At 72.3% G+C, this 26,919-nt stretch carries 26 protein-coding genes; 15 read left to right on the top strand and 11 right to left on the bottom strand.

All coding sequences use genetic code 11. The features are described 5' to 3' along the window. The first annotated feature begins 221 nt into the window (after window positions 1-221). The 11 genes from mshD (at window position 222) to pstB (ending at window position 11,626) form a co-directional block, all read left to right on the top strand. Window positions 222-1,160, top strand: a complete 939-nt coding sequence (mshD, locus tag OG710_RS15865) for a mycothiol synthase (RefSeq protein WP_330239906.1) — start codon at window positions 222-224, stop codon at window positions 1,158-1,160. 87 nt (window positions 1,161-1,247) lie between these two features. After that, complete coding sequence (locus tag OG710_RS15860) at window positions 1,248-1,658, top strand: GntR family transcriptional regulator (RefSeq protein ID WP_330239905.1); 411 nt, start codon at window positions 1,248-1,250, stop codon at window positions 1,656-1,658. After that, on the top strand, window positions 1,655-2,545 hold the full coding sequence (locus tag OG710_RS15855; RefSeq protein WP_330239904.1) for an ABC transporter ATP-binding protein: 891 nt from the start codon (window positions 1,655-1,657) through the stop codon (window positions 2,543-2,545). The genes OG710_RS15860 and OG710_RS15855 overlap by 4 nt, the downstream gene beginning before the upstream one ends. Next, window positions 2,542-3,315: a hypothetical protein gene (locus tag OG710_RS15850; RefSeq protein WP_330239903.1), complete on the top strand. Its 774-nt coding sequence runs from the start codon at window positions 2,542-2,544 to the stop codon at window positions 3,313-3,315. Before OG710_RS15855 ends, OG710_RS15850 begins: the two co-directional genes overlap by 4 nt. Window positions 3,316-3,568: 253 nt before the next feature. Beyond that, window positions 3,569-5,821 (top strand): RNA degradosome polyphosphate kinase, encoded by a 2,253-nt coding sequence (locus tag OG710_RS15845; protein ID WP_330239902.1) that lies wholly within the window; start codon window positions 3,569-3,571, stop codon window positions 5,819-5,821. Continuing rightward, the gene (locus tag OG710_RS15840; protein WP_330239901.1) at window positions 5,808-6,839 is read left to right on the top strand and encodes a CHAD domain-containing protein; all 1,032 of its coding nucleotides are present in this window, start codon (window positions 5,808-5,810) and stop codon (window positions 6,837-6,839) included. The genes OG710_RS15845 and OG710_RS15840 overlap by 14 nt, the downstream gene beginning before the upstream one ends. Continuing rightward, window positions 6,836-7,249 (top strand): NUDIX hydrolase, encoded by a 414-nt coding sequence (locus tag OG710_RS15835; RefSeq protein ID WP_111336511.1) that lies wholly within the window; start codon window positions 6,836-6,838, stop codon window positions 7,247-7,249. Before OG710_RS15840 ends, OG710_RS15835 begins: the two co-directional genes overlap by 4 nt. 232 nt (window positions 7,250-7,481) lie before the next feature. Continuing rightward, a complete protein-coding gene (pstS, locus tag OG710_RS15830; protein ID WP_330239900.1) occupies window positions 7,482-8,615 on the top strand; it encodes a phosphate ABC transporter substrate-binding protein PstS in 1,134 nt (377 codons plus the stop codon). Window positions 8,616-8,753: 138 nt separating this feature from the next. Beyond that, on the top strand, window positions 8,754-9,740 hold the full coding sequence (gene pstC, locus OG710_RS15825; RefSeq protein ID WP_330239899.1) for a phosphate ABC transporter permease subunit PstC: 987 nt from the start codon (window positions 8,754-8,756) through the stop codon (window positions 9,738-9,740). Then, on the top strand, window positions 9,737-10,822 hold the full coding sequence (pstA, locus tag OG710_RS15820; protein ID WP_330239898.1) for a phosphate ABC transporter permease PstA: 1,086 nt from the start codon (window positions 9,737-9,739) through the stop codon (window positions 10,820-10,822). The genes pstC and pstA overlap by 4 nt, the downstream gene beginning before the upstream one ends. 27 nt (window positions 10,823-10,849) lie before the next feature. Further along, on the top strand, window positions 10,850-11,626 hold the full coding sequence (gene pstB / locus OG710_RS15815; RefSeq protein ID WP_111336503.1) for a phosphate ABC transporter ATP-binding protein PstB: 777 nt from the start codon (window positions 10,850-10,852) through the stop codon (window positions 11,624-11,626). A gap of 109 nt (window positions 11,627-11,735) precedes the next feature. Here pstB and OG710_RS15810 read toward each other — a convergent pair whose 3' ends face one another. Both OG710_RS15810 and OG710_RS15805 read right to left on the bottom strand, forming a co-directional pair. Next, a complete protein-coding gene (locus OG710_RS15810; protein ID WP_111336501.1) occupies window positions 11,736-12,734 on the bottom strand; it encodes an inorganic phosphate transporter in 999 nt (332 codons plus the stop codon). Between the two features lie 5 nt (window positions 12,735-12,739). Next, window positions 12,740-13,360 carry a DUF47 domain-containing protein gene (locus OG710_RS15805; RefSeq protein WP_111336499.1) on the bottom strand — a complete coding sequence of 207 codons (621 nt, stop codon included), beginning with the start codon at window positions 13,358-13,360 and terminating at the stop codon, window positions 12,740-12,742. Window positions 13,361-13,560: 200 nt separating this feature from the next. Between OG710_RS15805 and OG710_RS15800 the strand changes: the two genes are divergently transcribed. Next, window positions 13,561-13,938: a metal-sensitive transcriptional regulator gene (locus OG710_RS15800; protein WP_330239897.1), complete on the top strand. Its 378-nt coding sequence runs from the start codon at window positions 13,561-13,563 to the stop codon at window positions 13,936-13,938. Between the two features lie 20 nt (window positions 13,939-13,958). Here OG710_RS15800 and OG710_RS15795 read toward each other — a convergent pair whose 3' ends face one another. Together OG710_RS15795 and OG710_RS15790 are read right to left on the bottom strand one after the other, a co-directional pair. Next, window positions 13,959-14,207: a hypothetical protein gene (locus OG710_RS15795; protein WP_443064263.1), complete on the bottom strand. Its 249-nt coding sequence runs from the start codon at window positions 14,205-14,207 to the stop codon at window positions 13,959-13,961. Window positions 14,208-14,392: 185 nt separating this feature from the next. Next, window positions 14,393-15,250 carry a hypothetical protein gene (locus OG710_RS15790; RefSeq protein WP_330239895.1) on the bottom strand — a complete coding sequence of 286 codons (858 nt, stop codon included), beginning with the start codon at window positions 15,248-15,250 and terminating at the stop codon, window positions 14,393-14,395. A gap of 247 nt (window positions 15,251-15,497) precedes the next feature. On the opposite strand from OG710_RS15790, the gene OG710_RS15785 reads away from it, so the two are divergent. Together OG710_RS15785 and OG710_RS15780 are read left to right on the top strand one after the other, a co-directional pair. Further along, entirely contained in the window at window positions 15,498-15,671 is a 174-nt protein-coding gene (locus tag OG710_RS15785; protein WP_330239894.1) for a hypothetical protein, read from the top strand. A gap of 40 nt (window positions 15,672-15,711) precedes the next feature. Beyond that, a complete protein-coding gene (locus tag OG710_RS15780) occupies window positions 15,712-17,301 on the top strand; it encodes an FAD-binding oxidoreductase (protein ID WP_330239893.1) in 1,590 nt (529 codons plus the stop codon). Window positions 17,302-17,376: 75 nt separating this feature from the next. Here the strand turns inward: OG710_RS15780 and OG710_RS15775 are convergent, their stop codons facing one another. The 6 genes from OG710_RS15775 to OG710_RS15750 form a co-directional block, all read right to left on the bottom strand. After that, window positions 17,377-18,105, bottom strand: coding sequence for a phosphatase PAP2 family protein (locus tag OG710_RS15775; RefSeq protein WP_111336489.1), 729 nt, complete (start codon window positions 18,103-18,105; stop codon window positions 17,377-17,379). A 241-nt stretch (window positions 18,106-18,346) separates the two neighbouring features. Continuing rightward, the gene (locus OG710_RS15770; RefSeq protein ID WP_330239892.1) at window positions 18,347-19,354 is read right to left on the bottom strand and encodes a C40 family peptidase; all 1,008 of its coding nucleotides are present in this window, start codon (window positions 19,352-19,354) and stop codon (window positions 18,347-18,349) included. Window positions 19,355-19,434: 80 nt separating this feature from the next. Next, window positions 19,435-19,902 (bottom strand): hypothetical protein, encoded by a 468-nt coding sequence (locus tag OG710_RS15765; protein WP_330239891.1) that lies wholly within the window; start codon window positions 19,900-19,902, stop codon window positions 19,435-19,437. Then, on the bottom strand, window positions 19,899-21,698 hold the full coding sequence (locus OG710_RS15760) for an alpha/beta hydrolase (RefSeq protein WP_330239890.1): 1,800 nt from the start codon (window positions 21,696-21,698) through the stop codon (window positions 19,899-19,901). The genes OG710_RS15765 and OG710_RS15760 overlap by 4 nt, the downstream gene beginning before the upstream one ends. Continuing rightward, complete coding sequence (locus tag OG710_RS15755; RefSeq protein ID WP_330239889.1) at window positions 21,695-22,138, bottom strand: hypothetical protein; 444 nt, start codon at window positions 22,136-22,138, stop codon at window positions 21,695-21,697. Before OG710_RS15755 ends, OG710_RS15760 begins: the two co-directional genes overlap by 4 nt. A gap of 171 nt (window positions 22,139-22,309) precedes the next feature. Continuing rightward, a complete protein-coding gene (locus OG710_RS15750; RefSeq protein WP_330239888.1) occupies window positions 22,310-23,974 on the bottom strand; it encodes a hypothetical protein in 1,665 nt (554 codons plus the stop codon). Between the two features lie 295 nt (window positions 23,975-24,269). Here OG710_RS15750 and OG710_RS15745 point away from each other — a divergent pair, with 295 nt between their 5' ends. Next, window positions 24,270-25,442: a low temperature requirement protein A gene (locus tag OG710_RS15745; protein WP_330239887.1), complete on the top strand. Its 1,173-nt coding sequence runs from the start codon at window positions 24,270-24,272 to the stop codon at window positions 25,440-25,442. Between the two features lie 77 nt (window positions 25,443-25,519). On the opposite strand, the gene OG710_RS15740 is transcribed toward OG710_RS15745, so the two are convergent. Beyond that, the gene (locus tag OG710_RS15740) at window positions 25,520-26,683 is read right to left on the bottom strand and encodes a hypothetical protein (protein ID WP_330239886.1); all 1,164 of its coding nucleotides are present in this window, start codon (window positions 26,681-26,683) and stop codon (window positions 25,520-25,522) included. Window positions 26,684-26,919 lie beyond the last annotated feature (236 nt).

Genomic DNA, 26,919 nt, shown 5'->3' with positions numbered 1-26,919 from the left:
CCCCTTGTGAGTTCAGCGGGTGGAAAGCGGGTGGAATTCGAGCCGAAGCCTAGAGTCAACGCGCGTAGCGCGACAGGTGTGCGGGGTTACGAACTGGTAGCCGCCCAGTCGGAACGGGACCATTGGCCCAAATGGGTGAGCCCGGTGGGCCGGTGACCTCATCCGGCCGGACCGGGTCGAGCACCGGGGGCGCCGCCCGGCGGACGCTTACGCTCGTACCCATGACGACTGACGTTCCCCTCCCCGCCCCCGGACGCGAGATCCAGACGCTCGACACCCTCTCCCCCGACCAGGCAGCGGCCGTGCTCGACCTGCTCGCCGAGGCCGCGCGGTCCGACGGCCGGCAGGCCGTGTCGGAGCAGGGCCGGCTGCAACTGCGGGGCGGGCGGCGGGAGGGCGTACGGCACTTCCTGCTGTCCGCGGGGGGCGTGCTCGCCGGGTACGCGCAACTGGAGGACACCGACCCCGTGGAGGCCCCCGCCGCCGAACTGGTCGTGCACCCCGCGCACCGGGGCCACGGCCACGGGCGCGCCCTGGGGGCCGCCCTGCTCGCCGCGACCGGGAAGCGGCTGCGGGTGTGGGCGCACGGCGGGAAGGCCTCGGCGCGCCACCTGGCCCAGGTCCTCGGCCTCTCCCTGTTCCGGGAACTGCGCCAGTTGCGCCGCCCGCTGAGCCCGCTGAACCTCGCCGAGCCGGCCCTGCCGCCGGGCGTCACCGTACGCACCTTCGTGCCGGGCGAGGACGACGCCGCCTGGCTCGCCGTGAACCGCGCCGCCTTCGCCCACCACCCCGAGCAGGGCTCCCTGACCCAGCGCGACCTGGACGACCGCAAGGCCGAACCCTGGTTCGACCCGAAGGGCTTCTTCCTGGCCGAACGCGAGGACGGCTCCGGCGGCACCGAACTGATCGGCTTCCACTGGACGAAGGTCCACGCGGAGGAACGACTCGGCGAGGTGTACGTGGTCGGCATCCGGCCCGACGCCCAGGGCGGCGGCCTCGGCAAGGCCCTCACCGCGATCGGCCTGCGCCATCTGGCCGCCGAGGGCCTGCCGACCGCGATGCTCTACGTCGACGCGGACAACCCGGCCGCACTCGCGGTCTACGAGCGCATGGGCTTCACCACCCACGAGGTGGACCTGATGTACCGCACGGAGTCCTGACACCCTCAACTCGCCGGGGGCGGCGCCGCTTGACGCCGCCCCCTTCTTACGTCACCCTTTCACTACTCAATTAGTGAAAGGGTGCAGATGGCTCGGACCGCAGCAGTCGAGTTCCGCATCGACCGGCGCAGCGGCGTCGCCACCTACCTCCAGATCGTCCAGCAGACGAAACAGGCCCTGCGCCTGGGCCTGCTGGAGCCGGGCGACCGGCTGCCCACCGCCCGCGAAGTGGTCGAGGCCACCGCGATCAACCCGAACACCGTGCTCAAGGCGTACCGCGAGCTGGAACGCGAAGGGCTCGTCGAGGCCCGGCGCGGGCTCGGCACCTTCGTCACCCGGTCCCTGGGCGGCGCGGCGGCCGCCAACGACGCGCCGCTGCGCGCCGAACTCGCCGACTGGGCGGGCCGGGCACGGGCCGCGGGGCTCGACCGGGACGACGTGAGCGCGCTCTTCACCGCCGTACTGAACAGCACATTCGAGGGGGACGAGGACCGATGACAGGTACCGCGCTGGAGGCCGACGGCCTCGGCATGAAATACCGGGGCCGGGGAAGCGGCTGGGCGCTCCGCGACTGCGCGTTCCGGCTGCCCGCGGGCGCCGTCTGCGCGCTCGTCGGCCCCAACGGCGCCGGCAAGTCCACCCTGCTCGCCCTCGCCGCCGGCTTCCTGCGGCCCGCCGCGGGCACGCTCCGGGTCCTGGGCGAGGCACCCGGCGACGTGCGCGCCCGCATCGCCTACGTGGCGCAGGACAAGCCGCTCTACCCGCAGTTGACGGTCTCCGAAACGCTGTGGGCGGGCGCCGAACTGAACCCGTCCGGCTGGGACCGGGAGACCGCCGCCCGCATCGCCGCACCCCTCCCCGCCGACGCCAGGGTCCGCACGCTCTCCGGCGGGCAGCGCACCCGGCTCGCCCTCGCCCTGGCGCTCGGCAAACGGGCCGAACTGCTGCTCCTGGACGAGCCGATGGCCGACCTCGACCCCCTCGCCCGCCACCAGCTGATGGGCGCTCTGATGGCCGAGGCAGCCGAGCACCGGACCACCATCGTCATGTCCTCGCACATCCTCAGTGAGCTGGAGGGCGCCTGCGACTACCTGCTCCTCGTGGACGACGGCCGCATCCGCCTCGGCGGCGAGACGGACGACCTGATCGCCGCCCACGCGCTGCTCACCGGCCCGGTACGCGACCTCGCCCCGCACACGGTGGTCGAATCCCGCACCACGGGCCGCGCCCTGACCGCCCTGGTCCGCCCGGAGGGCACCGTGGACCCGTCCTGGACCCGCTCCGAACCCACCCTGGAAGAACTCCTCCTCGCCCACCTCCGCTCCCCCCAGGCTCCCACCCTCCTAACCCCGAGCGCGACAACCCGAGAGGCGATACCGGCATGAGCACCCTGAACCTGCGAGGACCGGCCAGGATCGTGGTCCGGCAGCACCGCTTCGTCCTGTGGGGCTGGGGAGCCGTCGCGCTCGTCGGAGCCGCCCTGGCGGCGAGCGCCTGGTGGTTCACGTCCGCCGCGGCCGACGACTTCGCCGGCACCGGATGCTCCGTGCAGCACACGGTCTCCGGCTGCGGCATCCCCGTGCGCCACCTGCTCAGCATCGAGCTCCAGTACAACCACCTCTTCCGGTACGCCGCCCTGGCCATCGCCGCCCTGCCCGCCCTTGTCGGCCTCTTCGTCGCCGGGCCCGTGATCGGCCGGGAACTGGAGGACGGCACCTACCGGTTCGCCTGCGGCCAGTCCGTCAGCCCGGCCCGGTGGCTGGCCGCCAAGCTCGCCGTGACCGGCGCGTTCGCCGTGGCCGGAGTCACCCTGCTGTCCGCCGTGTACGCGTGGACCGTGTCCCGGACACACGACACCCACTATCCGCTGAGCTCGTCCGAGTGGTGGGTGTACGACTCGATGGGGCCCGTACCCGTCGCACACACCCTGCTGGGCCTCGCTCTGGGGGCGCTCGTCGCGCTGCTGCTCGGGCGCGCCCTGCGGTCGATGGCGCTCGCGGCGGTCGTCTGCCTCCTGGTGGCCCTCGCCACCCGCGCCGTACGGCCCGCCGCGAACTTCTGGCCCCTCCAGCTCGCCGAGACCGGCATCGTTCTTCTGCTCGCCGGCGGTGTCACCGCGCTCGCCTTCCGGGTGTTGCGGCGCTACCACGCCTGACGCCTTCGCGCACCTCGTCCGGGGCGGGCGCCCCGGACGAGGCCCCACACACGGTCCGCCCAGCGCTGCCCGTACGTCATGTCGTCGTTACCGGGCATTCAGACGGCCTTGCGAGCCTCGCAGGATGCAGCCAGCTGTGCCGACACCCCGCAACGGTCGGAATCCCGGCAGAACGCGCTCCGACCGCGCCGTCCACGCGATCTCGCCCGCCTCCGACGCGCCCCCGGAGCGCTCCGCGCGGAACAATGGGCTCATGAGCCAGCAGCCCAGCTCCGAGGTCCCGGTCCAGCACGCCGCCCAGCCGTCCGTCGGCTCCCTCGCCGCACACCGGCCGCACGCAGTCGCCCCCTCCGCGCGGGGGGCCGCCCTGTCCACCGCCGCCGACTTCGATCCCGACATCGACGCGGACGCCGACGCCTACGAGCCCGACAAGGACGGCGACGAGCTGCCACAGGGCCGGTTCCTGGACCGGGAGCGCAGCTGGCTCGCGTTCAACGAACGCGTCCTGGAGCTGGCCGAGGACCCGACCACGCCCCTGCTGGAGCGGGCCAACTTCCTGGCGATCTTCGCGTCCAACCTGGACGAGTTCTTCATGGTCCGGGTCGCCGGCCTCAAGCGCCGCATCGCCACCGGGGTCGCCAACCGGTCCGCCTCCGGCCTCCAGCCCCGCGAGGTCCTCGACCTGATCTGGACCCGCTCGCGGGAACTCATGGCCCGGCACGCCGCCTGCTACCAGCAGGACATCGCCCCCGCCCTGTCCGACGAGGGCATCCAGCTCATCCGCTGGCCCGAGCTGACCGAGAAGGAGCAGGCCCGCCTGTTCACCTTCTTCCGCCAGCGCGTCTTCCCCGTCCTCACCCCCCTCGCCGTCGACCCGGCGCACCCCTTCCCGTACATCTCCGGCCTCTCGCTCAACCTCGCCGTCGTCGTACGCAACCCGGTCAGCGGCCACCGCCACTTCGCACGGGTCAAGGTCCCGCCGCTGCTCACCCGCTTCCTGGAGGCGTCGCCGCAGCGCTACGTCCCCATAGAGGACGTCATCGCGGCCCACCTGGAGGAGCTGTTCCCCGGCATGGAGGTGCTGGCGCACCACATGTTCCGGGTCACCAGGAACGAGGACCTGGAGGTCGAGGAGGACGACGCCGAGAACCTGCTCCAGGCCCTGGAGAAGGAGCTGATGCGGCGCCGCTTCGGCCCTCCGGTGCGCCTGGAGGTCGAGGAGTCCATCGACCCGTACGTGCTGGACCTGCTGGTCCGCGAGCTGAAGGTGTCCGACGCCGAGGTCTACCCGCTGCCCGGCCCGCTCGACCTGACCGGACTGTTCGGCATAGCGTCGCTGGACCGGCCCGAGCTGAAGTACCCCAAGTTCGTCGCCGGCACCCACCGCGACCTCGCCGAGGTCGAATCCGCCTCCGCGCCGGACATCTTCGCCGCGGTCCGCGAACGGGACGTACTGCTGCACCACCCGTACGACTCCTTCTCCACCTCCGTACAGGCGTTCCTGGAACAGGCCGCGGGCGACCCGGACGTCCTCGCGATCAAGCAGACGCTGTACCGCACCTCCGGCGACTCCCCGATAGTGGACGCCCTCATCGACGCCGCCGAATCCGGCAAGCAGGTCCTCGTCCTCGTCGAGATCAAGGCCCGCTTCGACGAGCAGGCCAACATCAAGTGGGCGCGCAAACTGGAGGAGGCGGGCTGCCACGTCGTCTACGGGCTCGTCGGCCTCAAGACGCACTGCAAGCTCTCCCTCGTCGTCCGCCAGGAGGGCGACACCCTGCGCCGCTACTCGCACGTCGGCACCGGCAACTACCACCCCAAGACCGCCCGGCTCTACGAGGACCTCGGCCTGCTCACCGCGGACCCGCAGGTCGGCGCGGACCTCTCCGACCTCTTCAACCGGCTCTCCGGCTACTCCCGCCGCGAGACCTACCGCCGGCTGCTCGTCGCCCCCAAGTCGCTCCGCGACGGACTGGTCTCCCGGATCACCAAGGAGATCACCCACCACCGGGCGGGCCGCCCCGCCTACGTCCGGATCAAGGTCAACTCGATGGTCGACGAGGCGATCATCGACGCCTGCTACCGCGCCGCCCAGGCGGGCGTCCCCGTGGACATCTGGGTGCGCGGCATCTGCGCCATCCGCCCCGGCGTCACCGGCCTCTCCGAGAACATCCGGGTCCGCTCGGTCCTCGGCCGCTTCCTGGAGCACTCCCGGGTCTTCGCCTTCGGCAACGGCGGCGAACCCGAGGTCTGGTTCGGCAGCGCCGACATGATGCACCGCAACCTCGACCGCCGCATCGAAGCCCTCGTCCGGGTCACCGACCCCGCCCACCGCGCCGCCCTCAGCCGCCTCCTGGAGACCGGCATGGCCGACACCACCGCCTCCTGGCACCTGGGCCCCGACGGCAACTGGACCCGGCACTCCGTGGACCCGGACGGCAAGCCCCTGCGGCACGTACAGGAAATGCTCATTGACGCCCGGAGGCGCCGGCGTGCGACGCCCTGACCACCAGCCCCAGCCGGCCCCCACCCACGCCCCCGGCATCACCGGCGTGACCGCAGGGGCGGTCCTCGGCCCCTATCTGCGCACCCAGGCCGCGGACTTCCTGCGCAGCCTGCGCCTGCACCGCGAGAACACCGCCCCCACGGACGCCGGATCGCGCACCGCCGAACAGGCCGCCACCGCCCTGCGCCGCTCATCCCGCCGGATCGGCGCCACCCTGCGCACCTTCCGCACCGCACTCGACCCCCTCTGGGCCGAACAGCTGCACACCGAGCTGACCTGGCTCTCCACCACTCTGGCCCGCGAACACGCCTACGCGGACCGGCTGGTCCGGCTCCTCGACGCGCTGCACGGCCTGTCCGGCGGCACCGCCCTCCCGGCCGCCCGCACCTCCGGCGACAAGGGCCGGCCCGTCCTCGGCGTCGGCGCCGCCCGCGCCGGCGCCCTCCTTGAGCGCCAGCTCACCCTCGCCCGGACCCGCGCCCACTCCGCCGCCCTCCAGGCCCTCGGCTCCGCCCGCTTCCACGCCGTGGCCGACACGGTCGCGCTGCTGGCCTCCGAGGTCCCCCTCGCGCCCACCGCGACCGGCCCCGCCGCCGACGTGCTCGGCGATCCGGCCCACCGGGCGGAGCAGCGGCTGCGCGGGGCCGTCGCCGCACTGCCCCCGGACGAGTCGGCGGAGCCGTACAACGAGGCGCACGACGCGCCCTGGCACCACACCCGCCTGCTGCTGCGCCTCCACCGCTACGCCCACGAAGTGGTGCACGGCGCCCCCGATCCCCGGCTGGCCGCCCCGGTCCACGCCCTCGACCTGCACCGGGACGCGGTGGAGGCGGCCGGCGCGGCGTCCGCGGCGGCCCGCACGCCGCGGATCGCGCCGGCGACCGCGTACGCCCTCGGGGTGCTGCACGCCGACCAGCGCCACGAGGTGGAGGCGGCGCGCGCGGTGTTCCGGGAGAGCTGGCCGTACCCGGGCGCCGACACCGTGACCGGCGCGACGACGGGCGCGGTGCGGTCGTGAGCGGACCGGTGCGGGCGGCGGGCTGCGTGCTGTGGCGCCGCCCGCCCGCATCCGCCGCAGGTGTGGAGCTGTGCCTCGTACACCGGCCGCGTTACGACGACTGGTCGTTCCCCAAGGGCAAGCTGAAGCGCGGCGAGTCCCCGCGCGAGGCGGCCGTCCGCGAGGTCCTGGAGGAGACGGGCCACCACTGCGTGCCGGGTGACGTGCTGCCCGTCGTCCGGTACGCCGTCAACGGCCGCCCGAAGGAGGTCACGTACTGGTCCGCCGAGGCCACGGCGGGCTCCTTCGTCCCGAACCGCGAGGTGGACGCCGTGCTGTGGCTCCCGCCCGCCGCCGCCCGCACCCGGCTCAGCCGGCCGCGCGACCGCGAACTGCTCGACGCGGCCCTGGGCGCCCTGCCCCGCGCGTAACCCCGCCGCGCCGCGATCGCCGCGCGCGCTTCCGGGCGCCGTACCCGGCCCGTAGCCGGCGGAACCGGGCCGCCCGCCACGGTTCACCCGCCGTTCACTCACCCCCGTCAACCACGTCACCTGGTCTGCCTAATTTCAGACCTACCGGGTGCAGGCACCAGCCACTGCACCACCCGCGTCGCACGCCGCCCGCAACAAAAGCCGCGGCGGCTCCTGGAAGGAACACCCGAAAGTGAAGCTTCAGCGCAAGAACCGGCTTCGTGCCACCGCGCTCGGTGCCCTCGCCGTCTCCGGCGCCCTGGTCCTCACGGCGTGCGGTTCCGACGACAACAGCGGCGACACCTCCGCCACGGGCGGCAAGACGAAGGCCGCGTCCAACGTCAAGTGCGACGGCGCCAAGGGCCAGCTGCGCGCCTCCGGCTCCAGCGCCCAGAAGAACGCCATGGACCTCTGGGTCAAGGAGTACATGGCCGCCTGCTCCGGCGTGGAGATCAACTACAACTCCTCCTCGTCCGGCGAGGGCATCGTCGCCTTCAACCAGGGCACCGTCGGCTTCGCCGGCTCCGACTCGGCGCTGAAGCCCGAAGAGGTCGCCGACTCCAAGAAGATCTGCAAGACCGGCCAGGGCATCAACCTGCCGATGGTCGGCGGCCCGATCGCCGTCGGCTACCACCTCGAAGGCGTCGACAGCCTGACCCTGGACGCCCCCACCCTCGCCAAGATCTTCGACACGAAGATCAAGAAGTGGAACGACGAGGCGATCGCCGAGCTCAACCCGGGCGCCAAGCTGCCGGACAAGCCGATCCAGCCCTTCCACCGCTCCGAGGACTCCGGCACCACGCAGAACCTGGGCAAGTACCTGGGCGCCGCCGCCCCGCAGGACTGGAAGTACGAGGCCGAGAAGAAGTGGCCCGCCCCCGGCGGCCAGGCCGCGTCCGGCTCCTCCGGCGTCGCCAGCCAGGTCAAGCAGGTGGACGGCTCGATCGGCTACTTCGAGCTCTCCTACGCCACCTCGCAGCAGATCAGCACCGTCGACATCGACACCGGCGGCTCCGCCCCGGTCAAGGCCACCTCCGAGAACGCCTCCAAGGCCATCGCCGCCGCCAAGGTCAAGGGCACCGGCAAGGACCTGGCGCTCGAACTCGACTACACCACCAAGGCCGAGGGCGCCTACCCGATGGTCCTGGTCACCTACGAGGTCGTCTGCGACACCGGCAACAAGGCCGACACCCTCGGCACCGTGAAGTCCTTCCTGGGCTACGCCGCGTCGGCGGACGGCCAGAAGCTCCTCAGCGAGGCCGGCTACGCGCCGATCCCCGAGGAGATCAACGCCAAGGTCCGCGAGACCGTCGCCGGCCTCTCGTAACGAGAACAACGCCGAACGACGCGCACGACGCGCCCGGCGGCCGGTCCGGAACACCCCTCCGGACCGGCCGCGCCCCAGCCCCTCCGGTGCACCGCCGCCAGGGGAGCGTGCCGCTCCCCCACACAGACCGGAAAGACCATGGCTTCCACCACACCACGGATACAAACCCCATCGGCCGGGCGCTCCCGCCCCCGGTCCACGGGCCGCGCAGGCGACCGGATCTTCATCGGACTGTCGCGCGGTTCCGGCATCCTGCTTCTGATGATCATGGCGTCCATCGCCGTGTTCCTCAGCTACCGCGCCGCGATCGCCATCTCGAAGAACGAGGGCAACTTCCTCACCACCTTCGACTGGAACCCGGCCGGTGACCCGCCCGTCTTCGGCATCGCCGTCCTCCTCTTCGGCACCGTCGTCAGCTCCGTCATCGCGATGGCCATCGCGGTCCCGGTCTCGGTCGGCATCGCCCTGTTCATCTCGCACTACGCCCCGCGCAAGCTGGCCGGCCCGATCGCGTACGTCATCGACCTGCTCGCCGCGGTCCCCAGCATCGTCTACGGCATCTGGGGCGCCCTCGTCCTGGTGCCGTACCTGGAGGGGCTGAACCTCTGGCTCGACCAGTTCTTCGGCTGGACGTACGTCTTCGAGAAGACCGAGATCGGCGTCGCCCGCTCGCTGTTCACCGTGGGCATCCTGCTCGCGGTCATGATCCTGCCGATCGTGACCAGCGTCAGCCGCGAGGTCTTCCTCCAGGTCCCGCGCATGAACGAGGAGGCCGCGCTCGCCCTCGGCGCCACCCGCTGGGAGGTCATCCGCCTCTCCGTGCTGCCGTTCGGCCGCTCCGGCATCATCTCCGCGTCGATGCTGGGCCTGGGCCGCGCGCTCGGCGAGACGATGGCCGTCGCCACGGTCCTGTCGCCGAGCTTCCTGATCTCCATGCACGTGCTCAACCCGGGCGGCGGCACGTTCGCCCAGAACATCGCGGCGAAGTTCGGCGAGGCCGACGCGTTCGGGCGGGACGCCCTGATCGCCTCCGGCCTGGTCCTCTTCGTCCTCACCCTGCTGGTCAACGGCGCCGCGCGGCTCATCATCGCCCGCCGCAAGGAGTACTCGGGGGCCAACGCATGAGCCAAGCCACCACCACCGGAGTCCAGGAGATCCCGGTGCCCGCACCCGCCGCCCCGAAGACCGGACTCAGCAGCCGGGCGCTGCCCCGGCTCGCCCCGCTCGGCTTCGCCGCCGCCGGCATCGTCCTCGGCGTCGGCCTCGCCCTCGCCGCCGGCTGGCACAGCCGCGTGCAGTGGGGCCTGCTCTCCGCGCTGTTCTTCCTGGTGATCTCGTACATCACCACCAGCGTCGTCGAGAACCAGCGCCAGGCCAGGGACCGCCTCGCCACCAGCCTGGTGTGGGTCTGCTTCCTGCTCGCCGTCGTCCCGCTCGCCTCCCTGCTCTGGACGACGATCAGCCGCGGCTCCGAACGCCTGGACGGCTACTTCCTGACGCACTCCATGGCCGGAGTCCTCGGACCCGAGGCCAGCGGCGGCGTCTACCACGCGCTGATCGGCACCCTGGAACAGATCGGCATCGCCACCCTGATCTCCGCCCCGCTCGGCCTGCTCACCGCCGTCTACCTGGTGGAGTACGGCAAGGGCACGCTGGCCAAGGCCGTCACCTTCTTCGTGGACGTCATGACCGGCATCCCGTCGATCGTGGCCGGTCTGTTCATCCTCTCGATCATGCTGATCGCCGGCCTGGAGCCGTCCGGCCTGATGGGCGCGCTCGCCCTGACCATCCTGATGATGCCGGTCGTGGTCCGCTCCACCGAGGAGATGCTCAAGCTCGTCCCGAACGAGTTGCGCGAGGCCTCCCTCGCCCTCGGCGTGCCGAAGTGGCGCACGATCCTCAAGGTGGTCCTGCCGACCGCGATCGGCGGCATCGTCACCGGCGTCATGCTCGCCGTGGCCCGCATCGCCGGCGAGACCGCGCCGATCATGCTGCTGGTCTTCGGCAGCCAGCTGATCAACACCAACCCCTTCGAAGGCGCCCAGTCCTCGCTCTCGTTCTACATCTACGAGCAGTACCGGGTCGGTGAGGCGGCGTCCTACGACCGCGCCTGGGCCGCGGCACTGGTCCTGATCGCCTTCGTCATGATCCTCAATCTGGTGGCCCGCGGCATCGCCCGCTGGAAGGCCCCGAAGACCGGCCGCTAGGCCCGGCGGAAAGCAGCAGTGATTCAGATGGCCAAGCGCATAGACGTCAGCGGACTGTCGGCCTACTACGGCAGCCACAAGGCGATCGACGACATCTCCATGACCGTGGAACCCGGCTCGGTGACCGCCTTCATCGGCCCCTCCGGCTGCGGCAAGTCCACCTTCCTGCGCACCCTGAACCGGATGCACGAGGTCACCCCCGGCGGCCGCGTCGAGGGCAAGGTGCTCCTGGACGACGAGAACCTGTACGGGCCCGGCGTCGACCCGGTCACCGTGCGCCGCACCGTCGGCATGGTCTTCCAGCGCCCGAACCCGTTCCCCACCATGTCGATCTTCGACAACGTGGCGGCCGGCCTGCGCCTCAACGGCTCGTACCGCAAGAGCGCCCTCGCGGACATCGTCGAGAAGTCGCTGCGAGGCGCGAACCTGTGGAACGAGGTCAAGGACCGGCTGAACAAGCCCGGCTCCGGCCTCTCCGGCGGCCAGCAGCAGCGCCTGTGCATCGCCCGCGCCATCGCGGTCGAGCCGGACGTGCTGCTGATGGACGAGCCCTGCTCCGCCCTGGACCCGATCTCCACCCTCGCCATCGAGGACCTGGTCGGCGAGCTGAAGGAGCGGTTCACCATCGTCATCGTCACGCACAACATGCAGCAGGCGGCCCGCGTCTCGGACCGGACCGCGTTCTTCAACCTGGCCTCGGTCGGCAAGCCCGGCAAGCTCATCGAGATCGACGAGACGGAGCGCATCTTCTCCAACCCGTCGGTCCAGGCCACCGAGGACTACATCTCCGGCCGCTTCGGCTGAGCCGCCCCGTACGGCCTTGGGGTGCTGCATGGCGGTGCCACCACAAGGCGAAAGGGTCCGCCCCGCACTCCCTCGGGAGTGCGGGGCGGACCCACGTACGGCAGCGGCCTCAGCCGAACAGCAGGAACACGACCCCGTAGCTCGCGGCGGCGACCAGGGCCGCGGCCGGCATCGTGATGAACCAGCCGAGGATGATGTTCTTCGCGACGCCCCACCGCACCGCGTTCACCCGCTTCGTGGCCCCCACACCCATGATCGCCGAGGTGATCACATGGGTCGTGGAGATCGGCGCGTGGAAGAGGAACGCCGAACCGAACATGATCGACGCGCCCGTGGTCTCGGCGGCGAAGCCCTGCGGCGGGTCCAGCTCGATGATCTTCCGGCCGAGCGTACGCATGATGCGCCAGCCACCCGCGTACGTGCCCAGCGACAGCATCAGCGCGCAGACGAGCTTCACCCAGACCGGGATCGGGTCGCTCGGGGACTCGACGTCGGCGATGACCAGGGCCATCACCACGATGCCCATCGTCTTCTGCGCGTCCTGCAGACCGTGCCCGAGCGCCATGCCCGCGGCCGACACCGTCTGCGCGATGCGGAAACCGCGCTTCGCCTTGTGCGGGTTGACCTTCCGGAACATCCACATGATGGCGACCATCACCAGATAACCGACCACCAGGCCGATCACCGGGGACAGGAACATCGGGATGACGATCTTGTCGAGCACCCCGTCCCAGTGCACCAGCGTCCCGCCGGCCAGCGCCGCGCCGACCATGCCGCCGAACAGCGCGTGCGAGGACGACGAGGGCAGCCCGAAGTACCAGGTGATCAGGTTCCAGATGACGGCCCCGACGAGCGCCGCGAAGAGGATGCCCATCCCCTTGTTGCCCTCGGGCGTCGCGATCAGGCCCTCACTGACGGTCTTGGCGACCCCGCTGCCCAGGAACGCGCCCGCGAGGTTCATCACCGCCGCCATCGCCAGCGCCGCCCGCGGGGTCAGCGCCCGCGTGGAGACCGACGTGGCGATGGCATTCGCCGAGTCGTGGAAGCCGTTGGTGTACGTGAAGCCGAGCGCGACGCCGATGGTCACGATCAGTACGAAGGTGTCCACGTGGTTCAGGACTCCTTGACCGCGATGGTCTCCACCGTGTTCGCGACGTGCTCGAACGCGTCCGCAGCCTCTTCCAGCACGTCCACGACCTGCTTCAGCTTCAGTACCTCTATGGCGTCGTACTTGCCGTTGAAGAGGTGGGCGAGCAGCTTGCGGTGGATCTGGTCCGCCTGGTTCTCCAGCCGGTTGACCTCGATCCAGTACTCGGTGAGGTTGTCCATGGTGCGCAGACCGGGCATGGCCTCGGCGGTCAGCTCGGCCGCCCGCGCCAGCACCTCGATCTGCTGCTCCACACCCTTGGGAAGCTTCTCGATCTGGTACAGCACGACCAGGTCGACGGCCTCCTCCATGAAGTCCATGATGTCGTCGAGCGACGAGGCGAGGTTGTAAATGTCCTCACGGTCGAACGGCGTGATGAAGGAGGAGTTCAGCTGGTGGAAGATCGCGTGGGTGGCATCGTCCCCCGCGTGTTCCGCCGCCCGCATGCGCTCCGCGATCTCGGCACGGGATGAAGGCTCCGCCCCGAGCAGTTCCATCAGGAGTTTCGAGCCCGTGACGATGTTGTCCGCGGACGCGGAGAACATGTCGTAAAAGCTCGTCTCCCTGGGGGTCAGACGAAAGCGCACGTGGGGTCCTCGGGGTGCTTTGGATTCGGTCAGGCTGATGCTAGGCGCATCATCCGGCCACGGCTAACCGGCATTGTCAGTGTCGCGCATCAGGCACAGTGATCAGCACGGGACCCCGGTCACGTTTCAGCTGAATTCGTTAAGATATACCCGCCAGGGGTATATAGACGTCAGGGCAAAGGGAAAAACGGGAGGCAGCAATGACGACGACCGAGGCCACGGGAACGCAACCCGCACCGGACGCGGCGACCTGCGCGGGCCCCGCCGACGCGGCCGTGACCGACCACGACCGCGGCATCCACGGCTACCACCACCAGAAGTCCGAGCACCTCAAGCGGCTGCGCCGGATCGAGGGCCAGATCCGCGGCCTCCAGCGCATGGTCGACGAGGACGTCTACTGCATCGACATACTCACCCAGGTCTCGGCGTCCACCAAGGCGCTCCAGTCCTTCGCGCTCCAGCTCCTGGAGGAACACCTGCGCCACTGCGTCGCCGACGCGGCCGTCAAGGGCGGCGACGAGATCGACGCGAAGGTCGAGGAGGCCACCAAGGCCATCGCCCGCCTGCTGCGCACCTGAGCCGGCCGGGCCGCGCCCCGTCAGCCCCGGTACTCGCCCTGCCGGGGCACGGTGGTGCGGTCGGCGCTCACCCTCACATCGGCGCTCACCTGGACGTCGGCGCTCACCCTCACATCGGCGCTCACCTTCACGTCGAGCACCTCGTCGATCCGCTCGGAACTGAGCCGTTCGCCGATCGCCGCCGACGCCGCGATCATCAGTTCCCCGCACAGCTCGATCTCGGCGAGCGCCACATGGTCCGACACGGTCGGGGCGCTGAGCGTCACCACGTCACTCACCTCTCACTGCCGTCACCGGCTTTCCAGGGTAGAGAGCCCGACACGCGCCGCGCATGGCACGGACGGACCATTTCACCGCCCCCCGATGGGCCGGGAACGGCGGGCCGGACGGGCCCGGTGGGACGTTACGGGGCTCCTGGGGTGGCCGGATCTTTGCGGTGTGGGTGGGATTCATCTCACGCCCGCCCCTGCCCGATCTCCCCGGTGTAAATGTCCCGCTCGTCCGGCAGCCGCACGGTCACCGGCACCCCGAACCCGTACAGCAGCATCGTCGACACGACCTCCACCGCCGGGCCCTCGTTGGCGAAGCGGAACCGGTGGCGCACCTTGCGCAGCCTGCCCTGCTCGTCCAGATAGGCGTCGAACCGCACGGCCCTGGTGCGGAACCCTTTCGCCGCGGCCGCCAGCGCCGCCCGCGCGCCCGGCGCCGCCGTACGGGCGGCCCGGCCGATGTCCGCCGTGCCCCGGTAGTGCCGCACGGGCACCCCGGCCAGCTCCGTCTCACCGACGTACGTCACGGCATCCGCGCCCCGCAGCAGTTCGGCGGCGGCCAGCGGATCGGTCACCCCGCCGGTGACCAGATTGCCGTCCTCCAGCGCCGTCGTGTCGATCCGCACCCACTTGCCGGCGGGCACCCCGGCACCCCGGTTCTTCATGTACAGCGCGCCCGGCGCCAGCAGCTCCGTGATCGGCCGGTGCTCCTCCTCGCCCGCCGCGTCCGGCGGCAGCACCACCTTCAGCCGGCCGGACGCCGCACGGAAGTCGTACGAGCCCGAGCCCCTGATCGTGAGCCGGGTGCCGCCGGCGGCCGTCTCCATCGACGTCAGCACCTCGGCGCTCGCGGCCCCGTCACCGGCGAGCACGACCGCCGCCCGCCGCACCGCGTCGACGGCCCCGTCCCGGGCGTCCGACGCGGCGGCCCGGTCCGCACCCCCGCCGCCCGCGCACCCGGCGGCGGCCGCCACCACGCCCACCACGGCGAGGGCACGCACCGCGCGCACCCCGCCACCGGACCTGTGCTGCTGCACCACCATCGCCTGCCAATCCCCCAACGACGTCCCGCTTGCCCATGCCCTGGGCCCTGTCAAGGCCCCACCCGCCTCGCATAACGACGACCCAGGTCACGTGTAACGTCCTGCACCCCGATTGCCACCGGGCGGAGGCGCCGGGCCCTCCGGAGAGGCCCCGTGCGCCCCCTGCGCCCCGCGCCCTCCTTCCCGTACGCCCCGGGCTCCTCACGCACCCTCCCGGCGCGGCCCCCGCGGCCAGTACCGTGGTCGGGTGTACGACCGACAGGCCGCCGAGGCCCCCACCGCCCGGCCCGCCCATGAACCCACCACCGTCGAACGCGGTTCGTTCTGCACCGCCCGCTGCGCCTGCGGCTGGTACGGACCGGCCCGCCGGTCCCGCGACCGGGCCCGCACGGACGCCGAGGAGCACCGCACAGCGGCCTGACCACCGGCCCTCCCCTCGTCTCTCCCCACCCGGAGGTCCGATGACGACCCTGCCGAACCGGCGCACCCTCCTCGCGGCGGGCGCCGCCGTGCTCGCCGGTGCCACCGCCACGGCGTGCGAGGGCGCCGACACGACGGACCCGGCCGCCCCGGACCCCGCCCCACCCACCCGGACCGCCGCCCCCTCCCCCACCACAACCCGCTCCCCGTCCGGCGCCGCCGACTGGCCGGCCCTCGCCGAGAGCCTGGACGGGCCGCTGATCCGGCCCGGCGACACCGCCTACCCGACCGCCCGTCAGCTCTACAACACCCGCTTCGACGACCAAAAACCGGCCGCGATCGCCTACGTCCGGCACGAGGACGACGTACGCGAGTGCCTGGCGTACGCCCGCCGCACCTCGGTGCCCGTCGCCATCCGCAGCGGCGGCCACTCCTACGCCGGCTGGTCGAGCGGCACCGGCCGCCTGGTCATCGACGTCTCGTCCCTCTCCCGCGTGAACGGGGACGGCACGATCGGCGCGGGCGCCAAGCTCATCGGCGTCTACCAGGGCCTCGCGGACCACGGCGTCACGATCCCCGGCGGCTCCTGCCCCACCGTCGGCATCTCCGGCCTCACCCTCGGCGGCGGCCATGGCGTCGCCGCCCGCGCCTACGGCCTGACCTGCGACAACCTCACCTCCGCCACCCTCGTCACGGCCGACGGCAGCACCCTCACCGCCGACGCCAAACGCCACCCGGACCTCTTCTGGGCGCTGCGCGGCGCGGGCAACGGCAACTTCGGCGTCGTCACCGAACTGCGCTTCCGCACCCGCCCGGCCCCGCAGACCGTCATGGCCTACCTCTCGTGGCCGTGGTCGCGCGCCGGGGACGTGGTCACCGCCTGGCAGGAGTGGGGCCCCGACCAGCCGGACGAGATCTGGTCCGCCGCGCACCTCGAAGCCGGCCCCGGCGGCGCCCGTCCGACTGTCTCGGTCTCGGCGTTCAGCCTCGGCACCTACGGGGACCTGCAGAACGCCGTGGACCGCCTCGCCGACCGCGTCGGCGCCTCCGCCACCTCGGTCTCGCTGCGCCGCCGCGGCTACCGCGATGCGATGCTCGTGTACGCGGGCTGCTCGGGCATCACGGACGCGCAGTGCCACCTGCCGGGGACCACGCCGGGCCGCACCCCGCAGGGCGCCCTGCACCGCGAGACGTACGCCGCCGCCTCCGACTTCTACGACCGCTCACTGCCCCCGGCGGGCGTCGAGGCCCTGCTCGCGGCGGCCCTGGCGTTCACCCGGCTCGGCCCGGACCAGGGCGGCGGCGGCTCCATCGCGCTGACCGCGCTGGGCGGGGCGGTGAACCGGGTGGACCCACAGGCGACGGCGTTCGTGCACCGCCGCTCCCGGATGCTCGCCCAGTACATCGGCGCCTGGCGGGTGGGCGCGCCCGGCACCGCCCAGCGGAACTGGCTCAGGGACACGCACGCGGCGATGCGCCCGTACGCCTCCGGCGGGGCGTACCAGAACTACACGGACCCCTCGCTCACCAAGTGGCGCTCGGCGTACTACGGGACGGCGACGGCCCGGCTGGCGGGGCTCAAGAAGCGCTACGACCCCAAGGACCTGTTCACGTACCCGCAGGGGTTGTGAGGGGCGCGGGCCCTGCCCCGTACACGACTGTGCCCCGGAAGCCGGGGCTCCGGGGCACGTGCGGTCGCGGTGGTGTCAGGCGGCGAGGCCCTTCTCCCCCTCGGAGCCGCCGCCCGATCCGGGCCGGGGCTCGGGGATGCCCAGCGCGTCGTCCCGGTCGGCGGCCTCGGGCAGGGGCCGGCGCGAGCGGACGAGCGGGCCGAGCCGGGACGACCGGGAGACGGCCGTCACCAGGGGCGTCAGCATCATCATCGCGAGGGGCGCGAGGAGCAGCGCGACCGCCGTACCGAGGGCGAATCCACCGATGACGTCGGTCGGGTAGTGCACGCCCATGTAGACACGGCAGAACCCTTCCAGCAGGGCCAGCGCGATGGCCGCGATGCCGAACTTGCGGTGGGCGACGAAGAGCCCGACGGCCAGGGCCATCGCCATCGTGGCGTGGTCGCTGACGAACGAGAAGTCGTTCTTCCCGTCGACCAGCACCTCCAGGCCCGAGTGGTCCTTGAACGGCCGGGGCCGTTCCACGAACTCACGGATCGGGATGTTGATGAGCAACGCGACGCCCGCCGCGAGGGGGGCCCAGACGAGCCCGGCCACCCCCGCCACCGAATCCTCGGCCGTGCCGCGCCGGCGCACGCTCCACCAGCACCACAGGACCACGAGGACCATGCCGAGCATGATCCCGTACTCTCCGACGAACTCCATGACCCGGTCGAACCAGGTCGGAGCGGACTTGGCGAGCCCATTGATGTCGTAGAGCAGGCTGACGTCGGGGTTCGACCCATCCAGTGCGAGTCCAGCCATCTGCTGCGGCCCCTTGCCTTGTCTGCTGCTGCGGCGCACGTCCCTGCGCACCGCGGTTCACGAACCCCCCGTATTCGGTTCGTCCACGCCGATCCTTCACGCGCCCACCAGAGAACGACGCGCCCCGTGCGTACGTTCCACTCTCCACCGAATGATCACGATGACGTTATCGAAGAGTGACACATCGTCGCAGCTCAGGGCCCAGGCTTCACGGAGAGTTCCGAACGCCCTCATGCGCGGGTCAGGCCGCGGGCCGCGTGGTCGGCAGGGCCGCGGCGCCGTCCTTGGTCACACGTGTGGCGCCGAAGTAGTCGGGAGTGTCGATCTTGTCGAACCGAATGACGGCCCCAGTGTACGGAGCGTTGATCATGTATCCGCCTCCGACGTACAGGCCGACGTGATGAATGGCGCGGGAATTGGTCAGATCGTCGGAGAAGAACACCAGGTCTCCGGGGAGCAGTTCGTCGCGCGAGGGATGCGGCCCCGCGTTGTACTGGTCGTTCGCGACGCGCGGCAGCTCGATGTCCACGGTCCGGTACGCGGCCTGGGTCAGCCCGGAACAGTCGAACCGGCCACCCTGCTCGGGCGTGCCGTTGCCACCCCACAGGTACTTGGTGCCGAGCTTCTTCTGCGCGAAGTAGATGGCCCCGGCCGCCTGCTGCGAGGGCTGCACCCGGCCGACCGGACGGGCGAAGCTCTTCTCCAGCGAACGGATGATCCTTACGTAGTTCCGGGTCTCGGAGATGTTCGGCACCCCGCCGGACCTGATCACGCGATACGCGCCCGCGTTGTAGGCGGCGAGCATGTTGTCCGTCGGGTCGCCGGGCACCTTCTTCACGTACCCGGCCAGCTCGCAGTCGTACGAGGCGGCGGAGGGGATGGCGTCGGCCGGGTCCCACACGTCCCGGTCCCCGTCACCGTCCCCGTCGATCCCGTGCCCGGCCCAGGTGCCCGGAATGAACTGCGCGATGCCCTGCGCGGCGGCGGCGCTCTGCGCGCGCGGGTTCCAGCCGCTCTCCTGGTACAGCTGGGCGGCGAGCAGGGCGGGGTTGATGGCAGAGCACAGGTTGCCCCACTTCTCGACCAGCCCCTGGTACTTGGCGGGCACCGCCCCCTTGGCCAGCGCCACAGCACCCCCGCCGCCCCCGACCAGCCCGGCCGCGGCGGAGTAGGTCCCGACGACGAGCAGCGCCACGAAACACGCGGCCATGCCCACGCCGACCCCTGCGGCCACCCAAAATCTACGCACCCGTCAACCATGGCCCATCCGGCCGGGGTTCGGGAGGGTTTTCGACGGTGTGTACGAGTGGGCAGGGGCACAGGGGGCGCTCAGGGAGCGCCGGCCGACCAGAAGGCGCAGCGCACATGGGGCCGGGGCAGCGGATAGACCCCCTCGTACGACGGCCCGTGCGGCGCGACAGCGCACTCCGCCACCTCGGACGGGGTCACCCACGGACTGTCCACCTCGAAGAAGGCCTGGCCGCCCCCGAAGATCAGGCTCACCCCGAATCCGTCCTCCGTCCGGGCGTAGACGGCCGGAGAGCGGCGATCGTTGTTGATCCCCCTGATCCGGATACCGCGCCGCTGCCAGCCCCGCTCGACCACGCCCAGGAAGTTCCCCCGCCGCTCGGCGGAGATGACGGTCATCACCGTGCGCCGGCGCGTCACGCCGTGCCCGCCCGCCGTCGTGGGCCCGTGCGCCCACTGGACCGGCGGCCTCAGATCAGCGAGCGTCGCGTCCAGAATCCGGTCCGCGTGTTCCGCGGCCTCCCGCATATCCATGTCCGCTTCACTCACCGGTGTTCCTCGGCCTTGAGCTCACTGGCCCTCCCGGCCGCGATCAACGCGATGCTGTTGGCGGACAGGGCGTCCCGCGAAGGATCGAAGTACCGCGCGTGGGCGTCCGCGTTCGGCCGCCCGCCGCTCAGCATCCACGGCCCGTCGTCCACGGCGAACCTGCGCGCGCCGAACTCCTCCCCGGCCGGGTCCCGCCCGAACCACAGATCGTCGTCCCCCGGATCGGCCGCGTAGCCGAGCAACTTCCCGCCCGCCGGGCCGAGGTTGGTCAGGCCGGCGAACCCGAGGACCGCTTCGCGCGGCGAAGGCACTCCGGTCACGATGTCGTTGCGCGCCGCGCCCACGAACACATGGTCCCGGCCCACCCCGAGATCCTCCGCACGGTCCACCCCGACCCCCGGACTCCCGACCAGCACGATGTCGTCGACCCCCGGAATCCCGGCACCCTGCTGGGTCGCCGCACCGACGGTGCGCGATCCGTACGAATGGCCGATCGCCGTCATATGCGGGTTCTCGTAGGCACTGGTGGCCGCCAGGCCCCCCATGAACCGGTTGAAGCTCTCGCCGCCCCTGACGGCCCGCTCGTCACCGGCCACGTCCAGGGTGTCCCAGCCGTCCGGGAACTGCGGCGCGTCGTACCCCAGCCAGACGATCGCGGCACTCGACGGATCGTGCTGATGCATCCCGATGGCGGTGTCCCGCGCCCGCTTGAGGTCCGACCGGGCGAACTCCCCGTCCAGCGCCGTATTCAGCCCCGGCACATAGGCCGCGACATTGCGCGCCGTGTCCGGGTTGCCGAACGACACGATCGCCCGGCCGTTCCCCTCGTCACCGATGCCGAGGAGATAGACCGGCGGCCGGCCGCCCCCGTTCACCTGACGGTCGATCTCCCGCAGCCCCTCCAGCCGCACCCGCGCCACCTCGTCGTCCCGGCCCTCCAGCTCCCCGATCAGAAGCCGCAGGTTGTCCCGGTTCGCGACATCGCGGATCAGCGACGGAATGCCGTCCAGGTTGCCGATCCGATCCGGATACACCGCCAGGTACTCCTCGCGCTGCTCGTCCGTCAGCCCGAACCACCACTCCCGCCGCTCCTCCGGCGACGCGGCCATCGGAATGAGGGACTTCAGATAGCCGTCCGCCATGCGCCGGACCGCCGCGGCGTCCCCCGCCGCATCGGTCCACGTACGGTCCGGAACCTTCAGGCCCTGCTCCGCCCTGAGCCCGCGCAGCACCCGCGTGAACCGCCAGTCGATCTCGGCCGCAGCCCGCACCGCCCCGGTGATCCGGTCCGCGATGTCCTGCGCCCGCACCGCATTCGGGTTCGGAGCGACCAGCCCCGACGACGGATACAGGCCCGGCGCGCCGGTCACCCGCGCCGTGCCACCCGGCAACGGCTTCCCGTCGACCGCCCCCTCGCCTCCCGGCGGATACGTCACCGAGCCGTCCGCGTGCACGGTGAACCGCAGCTCCTCCGCCTCCCCCAGCGCCCGCGACAACACCTGCTGCTGCCCCCGCATCTCGTGCGCCAGGCTGTTCAGCGCGGTACGGATCAGCCCGCACTCGGTGTACACGTACTGCAGGTTGCGCCCCAGCTCCCGCAGCCGGCCGACCGCCGCATCGGCCGCCGCCCCGCGCTGCGTCCCACGCAGCTCCGGCATCAGCTGCCGCTCGATCCGGTCCCGCCCGGCATCCGCCCGGTTGCTCGCCCTGCCCCAGCCATCGGCCGCGCCCTCCAGCTCGGCGCACGCGATGTCGCGCAGCTGGGCCCACGTCAGCGTGGACGAGGACAGCGTCACCGCTCGACCCCGTGAGCACGCCGGGCGACGGGGTGGAACGACGACCGGACGGCGTCGTTCGTCTCGCCGTGCGCCCGCGCCACGGCGCGCAGATTCCCCGCGAGGGCCCCGCACTCCCGGCGCGCGGCCTCGAAGCGGCGCACCCAGGACTCCTGGACGGCGCCCAGCTCGGCCAGCGAGTTCAGCCCGGCGGTCCCGGCCGTCACCCCCTCGGACGCGGCCGCCAGCTCGCCGCGGACCGGGCCGAAGTGGGCGCCCATGGCCTCGGCGCCCCCGGCGGCCCGCAACCACACCCCGGCACTGAGCCGCAGCTCGGCCCCGGGGGCAGGGTCGGTGGGGGCGTTCGCTGGGGCGGGGGTGTCCGCCGGGGAGGGGAGGCTCGTGGGGCCGGGGCCGTCGTCGTTCGCCCCGTCGTCCGGTCTCTGCCGCGTATCGCTCATGGTTCGCCCCGTTCGTGCCGGATCGTCTGGATCGTGGAGCGAAACTGTGCCAAACCCGGCACCCGCGACACGCCGCACGCCGGAGGGCCGGGGAACGGGAGGACCCCCGTTCCCCGGCCCGGTCGGCGCATTCCCCCGCCTGCGGGGATCACCCGAACGATGGACAGGCGCTCAGCGCCCGTACCCCCTCGGGTCCTCCGTGAGCGGTCGGCGCAGTGCGGCCGCCGCGCGGTCCTCCGGCGGGGTGCCGTCCTCGGCGATGCGCCACAGGAGCTGGCGGACGGAGCCGTCGTCCGCGTCGTACACGAGGCTGATCAGCGTCTCGTCCGAGTCCCGGAAGGTCGTGGTGGCCCAGTCGAACCGGACGTGCCATCGGGCGAGGAGGTCCGGCCGCTCGCGCAGTCCGGCGGCGATCAGACGGGCGGTCCGGCGGGCCGGCCACATCCAGCTGTCGTCGTCCCGCGCGCGGGCCACCTCCGCGTCGTACGCGGCGGCCTCGAACCGCAACTCCGGCAGCTCGCGTGTGCCGCCCGGCGGTACGGGGGAGCGCCACCCGGACCAGACGACCTGATCCCCGTCGCGCCGGACGGTGACATACAGCGCGCCGCAGCACCCCTCCGTGCAGTACGCCTCGGCAAGTTGCACCTCGCGCGGCTCGCCCGTGGCCCACAGGGCTCCCGTGTCGAGCAGCCGCTCGGGAGAGTTGGCGGGCCCCCGGCCGAAATAGGCGGGCACGACGGGCAGCCCGTCGACGAGGACACGCACCTCGACGGTGTCCGGATCATCGGGGTCCCGTTCACAGATCCCGATGGCCAGCCGCGAGAGTCCGGAAGGGGAGGCGGTCGGCGCGGGCCCGTACGGGGCACGCAGTACCTGCGCCCGCGTACGCCGTACCCACGCGAGCCGCCTCCGTACGCCGGTTTCCTCCCCCTCGTACGCGGGAAACGCCCGCCACTCGGGCCGCTCCAGAACGGCCGTCAGCTCCGCCAGCGCCGCCTCCCGGCGCCCCGGACCCCAGTCGTGCAGCATGGCAGGGCCCGTGCGCAGCTCCTGGGCGGCGGACAGCAGCAGCGCGTGGTGGTCGAGCGTGGGCGCCAGGAGCGCGGCGCCCCGCGCGAACGCCTCGTACAGGTAAGGGGCGTCCGGGTAGGAGAGGATCTCGGGCCGGTAGTCGCGCTGACTGGTCATGCGGAACAGCAGCCGCCCCGCACACGCCACCAGCCCGGCGTCCGGCCCAGCCACCGCGACCGGCCCGTTCACCGCGACCATCAACTCCGCCAACCGGGCCGCCTCCGCGACCCGCCGCGCCGCCTCCGGCGCCAGGTCCCCCGGCAGCGCCACCAGGCACTCCCGTACGGCAGCACGGTCACCGGAGGCGACGGCGGCGAGCAACGGCCGGAAGACCGGCGCGCCCTCGTGGCCGCGCAGCTCCAGCTCGGCCGCGGCGGGCCGATCGATGGCGTCCAGCGCGTGGATGACGGGGCGTGCGAGGGTACGCAGCAGCCCGAGCGTGCGGAGGTACGGCACGTCCTGCGGCTCCCCCAGCCTCGTGAGCAGGGCGAGCCCGGTGCAGACGGCCAGGTGGCCCGTACCGGTGCGCACCAGGACCCGCGCCAGCGCCCTCGCCCGTTCCTCGTCCTCCACCGGCAGCCCGGCGAGGACGAGGCGGACGGAGCGATACCTGAGCGGCGGGTCGAGGGCCGCCAGCCGGCGGTGCGCCTCCCGCGCCGCCTCGACGGCGTCCGGTGCCACCAGCAGCGGGCCGAGGAGCGCGGCCAGCTCCTCCTTCGTCCGGGCGAAGTCACGGCCGGGTCGGCCGGACCGTCCGGACGGCACACGGCGGGGTTCGGGCGGCGCCGCGTCCGCCCGGCACCACGGCCCCTCGGGCTCGGCATGCCGGACGCGCAGCGCACACGCGTAGAGGGACGAGGGCCGGGAAGTGAGCGCTCCGCGCTCTTCCGGGGCGCTCAACGGGCGGGGTGGTTCTCGATTCCATGCGTCATGGGCGGGAGTGTGGCAGGGCAACGCCACGACGGGCCATCGCTTTTCCCACGCGGCCGGTCCCCGACACCTCCGCCGCCGGGCGCGGCCCGCACCGCTCCACCCCGTTCAGCGGGAAGAATGCGCCCCCATGAGCGCATCGTCCTCCTCCCCCGGCTTCTGGCGCCGCCCCATGGTGGCCCGCCGCGCCGACGAACAGCACCGCGCCTCGACCATGCTGGAGCTGTTCTTCGACCTCTGTTTCGTCGCCGCCGTCGCCCAGGCCGCGTCCGCGTTCGAGCACGAGCTCTCCGCAGGCCGCATCGGCCACGGCGTCCTCGGCTACGCGATGGTGTTCTTCGCCATCTGGTGGGCGTGGATGAACTTCACCTGGTTCGCCTCCGCCTACGACACCGACGACGTGCCGTACCGGCTGCTGACGCTCGTACAGATCACCGGCGCGCTCGTCCTCGCGGCGGGCGCGTCCGAGGCGCTGGAGCACGAGGACTTCACCGTCATCACCTGGGGCTATGTGATCATGCGGCTCGCCATGGTCACCCAGTGGCTGCGGGCCGCCCGCTCCGATCCGGACCGGCGCCACACATGTCTGGCGTACGCCGCCGGGATCTTCGTGGTGCAGATCGGCTGGGTGGTGCGGTTGGCCCTGCCGGACAGCACCGGACTCGTCACCTTCGCGATCCTCGTGGTGGCGGAGATCGCCGTTCCCGCCGTGGCGGAGCGCAAAACCACCACCACCTGGCATCCGCACCACATCGCCGAGCGGTACGGCCTGTTCACACTGATCGTGCTGGGCGAATCCATCACCGCCGCCACCGGTGCCGTACGCACCGCCCTGGACACCCACGCGGTGCTCGGCGACCTCGCCGCCCTGGTGGCGGGCGGGCTGCTGACGGTGTTCGCCCTGTGGTGGCTGTACTTCGCGCAGAGCGCGCCGCAGCTGCTGACCGGCCTGCGCACGGCACTGCTGTGGGGGTACGGGCACTACCTCGTGTTCGCGTCGGCGGCCGCGGTCGGGGCCGGGCTGGCCCTCAACGTCGCGCACACCGCGGGGCACGGCCACATCTCCGACCGTACGGCGGCGGCCGTCTACACCGTTCCGGTCGCCGTGTTCATCACCCTCGTCTGGCTGCTGCACCACCGCAGCGCCGACCTGCGCCGCACGGCCGACGTCCTCCACCCCGTGGCGGTGCTCGCGGTCCTGGCCGCCACCTTCGCCCCGTCCCCCATCCTGACGACGGGCGTCATCGCCGCGCTCCTGATCGCCACGACCCTGTTCCTGGCCTCCCGGCGGCGCCAGGACTGACACCCGGCGGCCGGGGCCGCTCAGCGACCGCCGGACCGTTCAGCGACCGCCGGACCGTTCAGCGACCGCCGAGCCGTTCAGCGACCGCCGGGCCTGGTCATCTGGCCGGGCAGCACGATGCCCTGGGCGTGGGCGGTCCTGCCCGGCCGCAGGGTCCAGGGCACCGGAGGCGTGGACGTCAGCCAGCCCTCCTCGATGAGGGTGCGCACGATGACCCCGCGCAGCTCTCGCGACAGCTTCTTCCAGCCCAGGCCCTTGCACAGCTGGCCGTACGACGGGCCGTGGCCGTGCCCTGTACGGAACGCCACGGTGAACTGGGCCGCCTCGCGCCCGCAGTCGGGGTGGGCGGTCCGCCAGGTCTCGTAGGCGTCGAGTGCCGACCGGGGCATGGGCAGCGGGGTGGGCGGGGACATGAAGGCGTTCGCGAACCGGGGGAAGGCCAGGCGGCAGAGCCGGCAGGTCTCGACGGCCTCCACATGCCGCAGCAGCGCCGGGCTGACGTCCGCCTTCCACTCCGCCCAGCTCTCCGGCGTCGCCTCGGCGCTCACCGCCGCCTCGCGCGCCGCCCGGCGCTCCTCCGCCTCGCGCGCGAGCGCGGCGATCTCCTCCGGCGTACGGAACAGGCCCGCGAGATGCCCCACGGCCGGGCCGAGCCGGTAGCTCTTCCCGGTCACCTCCGCCAGGAAACCCTTCTCCAGGAGCACGGGCACCGCCGGGTAGCAGGCAACGGGCAGATCGGCCGGGGCGTGGCCGACGAGTTCGGCGGAGCAGTGGGCCGCCAGGAACAGCGCCGCCAGCCGGACCGCCGACGAGCCCTTCCGTACCGGCTTGGCCAGCCGCGTACGCAGGCACCAGCCGGACACCCGCGACCGCGCGTCCTTGCCCAGCGGCAGCACATGGCCGGGGCCGGGAGTCATGTCCGGCACGAGGATGCCGGCGGGCTTGTCCGGGTCGCCGCCGACCAGATGGGCGGGCACCTCCCAGCCCGCGGCGGTCAGTTCCGCCACGGCCCCCGCCGGGTCCTCCAGCCGCAGCGACCGCAGGTCCGTACCGGTGAGGTTGCCGACCCCCGTCCGGGCGGCCCGGATCGCCACGACGGCGGCGAGGAGCTGGGCGTCGACGGACTTCAGCGGCAGGGCGGCCACGTACGACAGGAGCGCACGGGCGCTCTCGCCCTGATGCGGTGTGAGCAGGAAGGGCGGCGGGGCGACGGCACCGTCCCCGGTGGAAGCGGTCGTCACGGGCGGCACGGCGGACACGACGGGCTTGGGCACATCACATCTAACGGTGATCGGACCGCGGAAGTCACGCACGCCCCGTACCGAACCCCCGGAACACGGCGGACACCCGCCCGCGCCCCCGCCCGCGAGCCCTCCCGCAGACCCGTCCGCAGACCCGTCCGCGGCCCGCCCCGAGGGACGTCAGCGGGACGTCAGGGAGGCGTTAGCGGAACATGAGCGGCGCGCGGGAAGCTTCC

Source organism: Streptomyces sp. NBC_00525 (assembly GCF_036346595.1).
GTDB lineage: Bacteria > Actinomycetota > Actinomycetes > Streptomycetales > Streptomycetaceae > Streptomyces.
This window is presented reverse-complemented; position numbering and strand designations above follow the sequence as displayed.

Excerpts from the sequence above, each read along its gene's own strand:
- mshD (WP_330239906.1), top strand. The coding sequence starts at position 222 with ATGACGACTGACGTTCCCCTCCCCGCCCCCGGACGCGAGATCCAGACG.
- OG710_RS15860 (WP_330239905.1), top strand. The coding sequence starts at position 1,248 with ATGGCTCGGACCGCAGCAGTCGAGTTCCGCATCGACCGGCGCAGCGGC.
- OG710_RS15855 (WP_330239904.1), top strand. The coding sequence starts at position 1,655 with ATGACAGGTACCGCGCTGGAGGCCGACGGCCTCGGCATGAAATACCGG.
- OG710_RS15850 (WP_330239903.1), top strand. The coding sequence starts at position 2,542 with ATGAGCACCCTGAACCTGCGAGGACCGGCCAGGATCGTGGTCCGGCAG.
- OG710_RS15845 (WP_330239902.1), top strand. The coding sequence starts at position 3,569 with ATGAGCCAGCAGCCCAGCTCCGAGGTCCCGGTCCAGCACGCCGCCCAG.
- pstC (WP_330239899.1), top strand. The coding sequence starts at position 8,754 with ATGGCTTCCACCACACCACGGATACAAACCCCATCGGCCGGGCGCTCC.
- pstA (WP_330239898.1), top strand. The coding sequence starts at position 9,737 with ATGAGCCAAGCCACCACCACCGGAGTCCAGGAGATCCCGGTGCCCGCA.
- pstB (WP_111336503.1), top strand. The coding sequence starts at position 10,850 with ATGGCCAAGCGCATAGACGTCAGCGGACTGTCGGCCTACTACGGCAGC.
- OG710_RS15800 (WP_330239897.1), top strand. The coding sequence starts at position 13,561 with ATGACGACGACCGAGGCCACGGGAACGCAACCCGCACCGGACGCGGCG.
- OG710_RS15790 (WP_330239895.1), bottom strand. The coding sequence starts at position 15,250 with ATGGTGGTGCAGCAGCACAGGTCCGGTGGCGGGGTGCGCGCGGTGCGT.
- OG710_RS15780 (WP_330239893.1), top strand. The coding sequence starts at position 15,712 with ATGACGACCCTGCCGAACCGGCGCACCCTCCTCGCGGCGGGCGCCGCC.
- OG710_RS15775 (WP_111336489.1), bottom strand. The coding sequence starts at position 18,105 with ATGGCTGGACTCGCACTGGATGGGTCGAACCCCGACGTCAGCCTGCTC.
- OG710_RS15755 (WP_330239889.1), bottom strand. The coding sequence starts at position 22,138 with ATGAGCGATACGCGGCAGAGACCGGACGACGGGGCGAACGACGACGGC.
- OG710_RS15745 (WP_330239887.1), top strand. The coding sequence starts at position 24,270 with ATGAGCGCATCGTCCTCCTCCCCCGGCTTCTGGCGCCGCCCCATGGTG.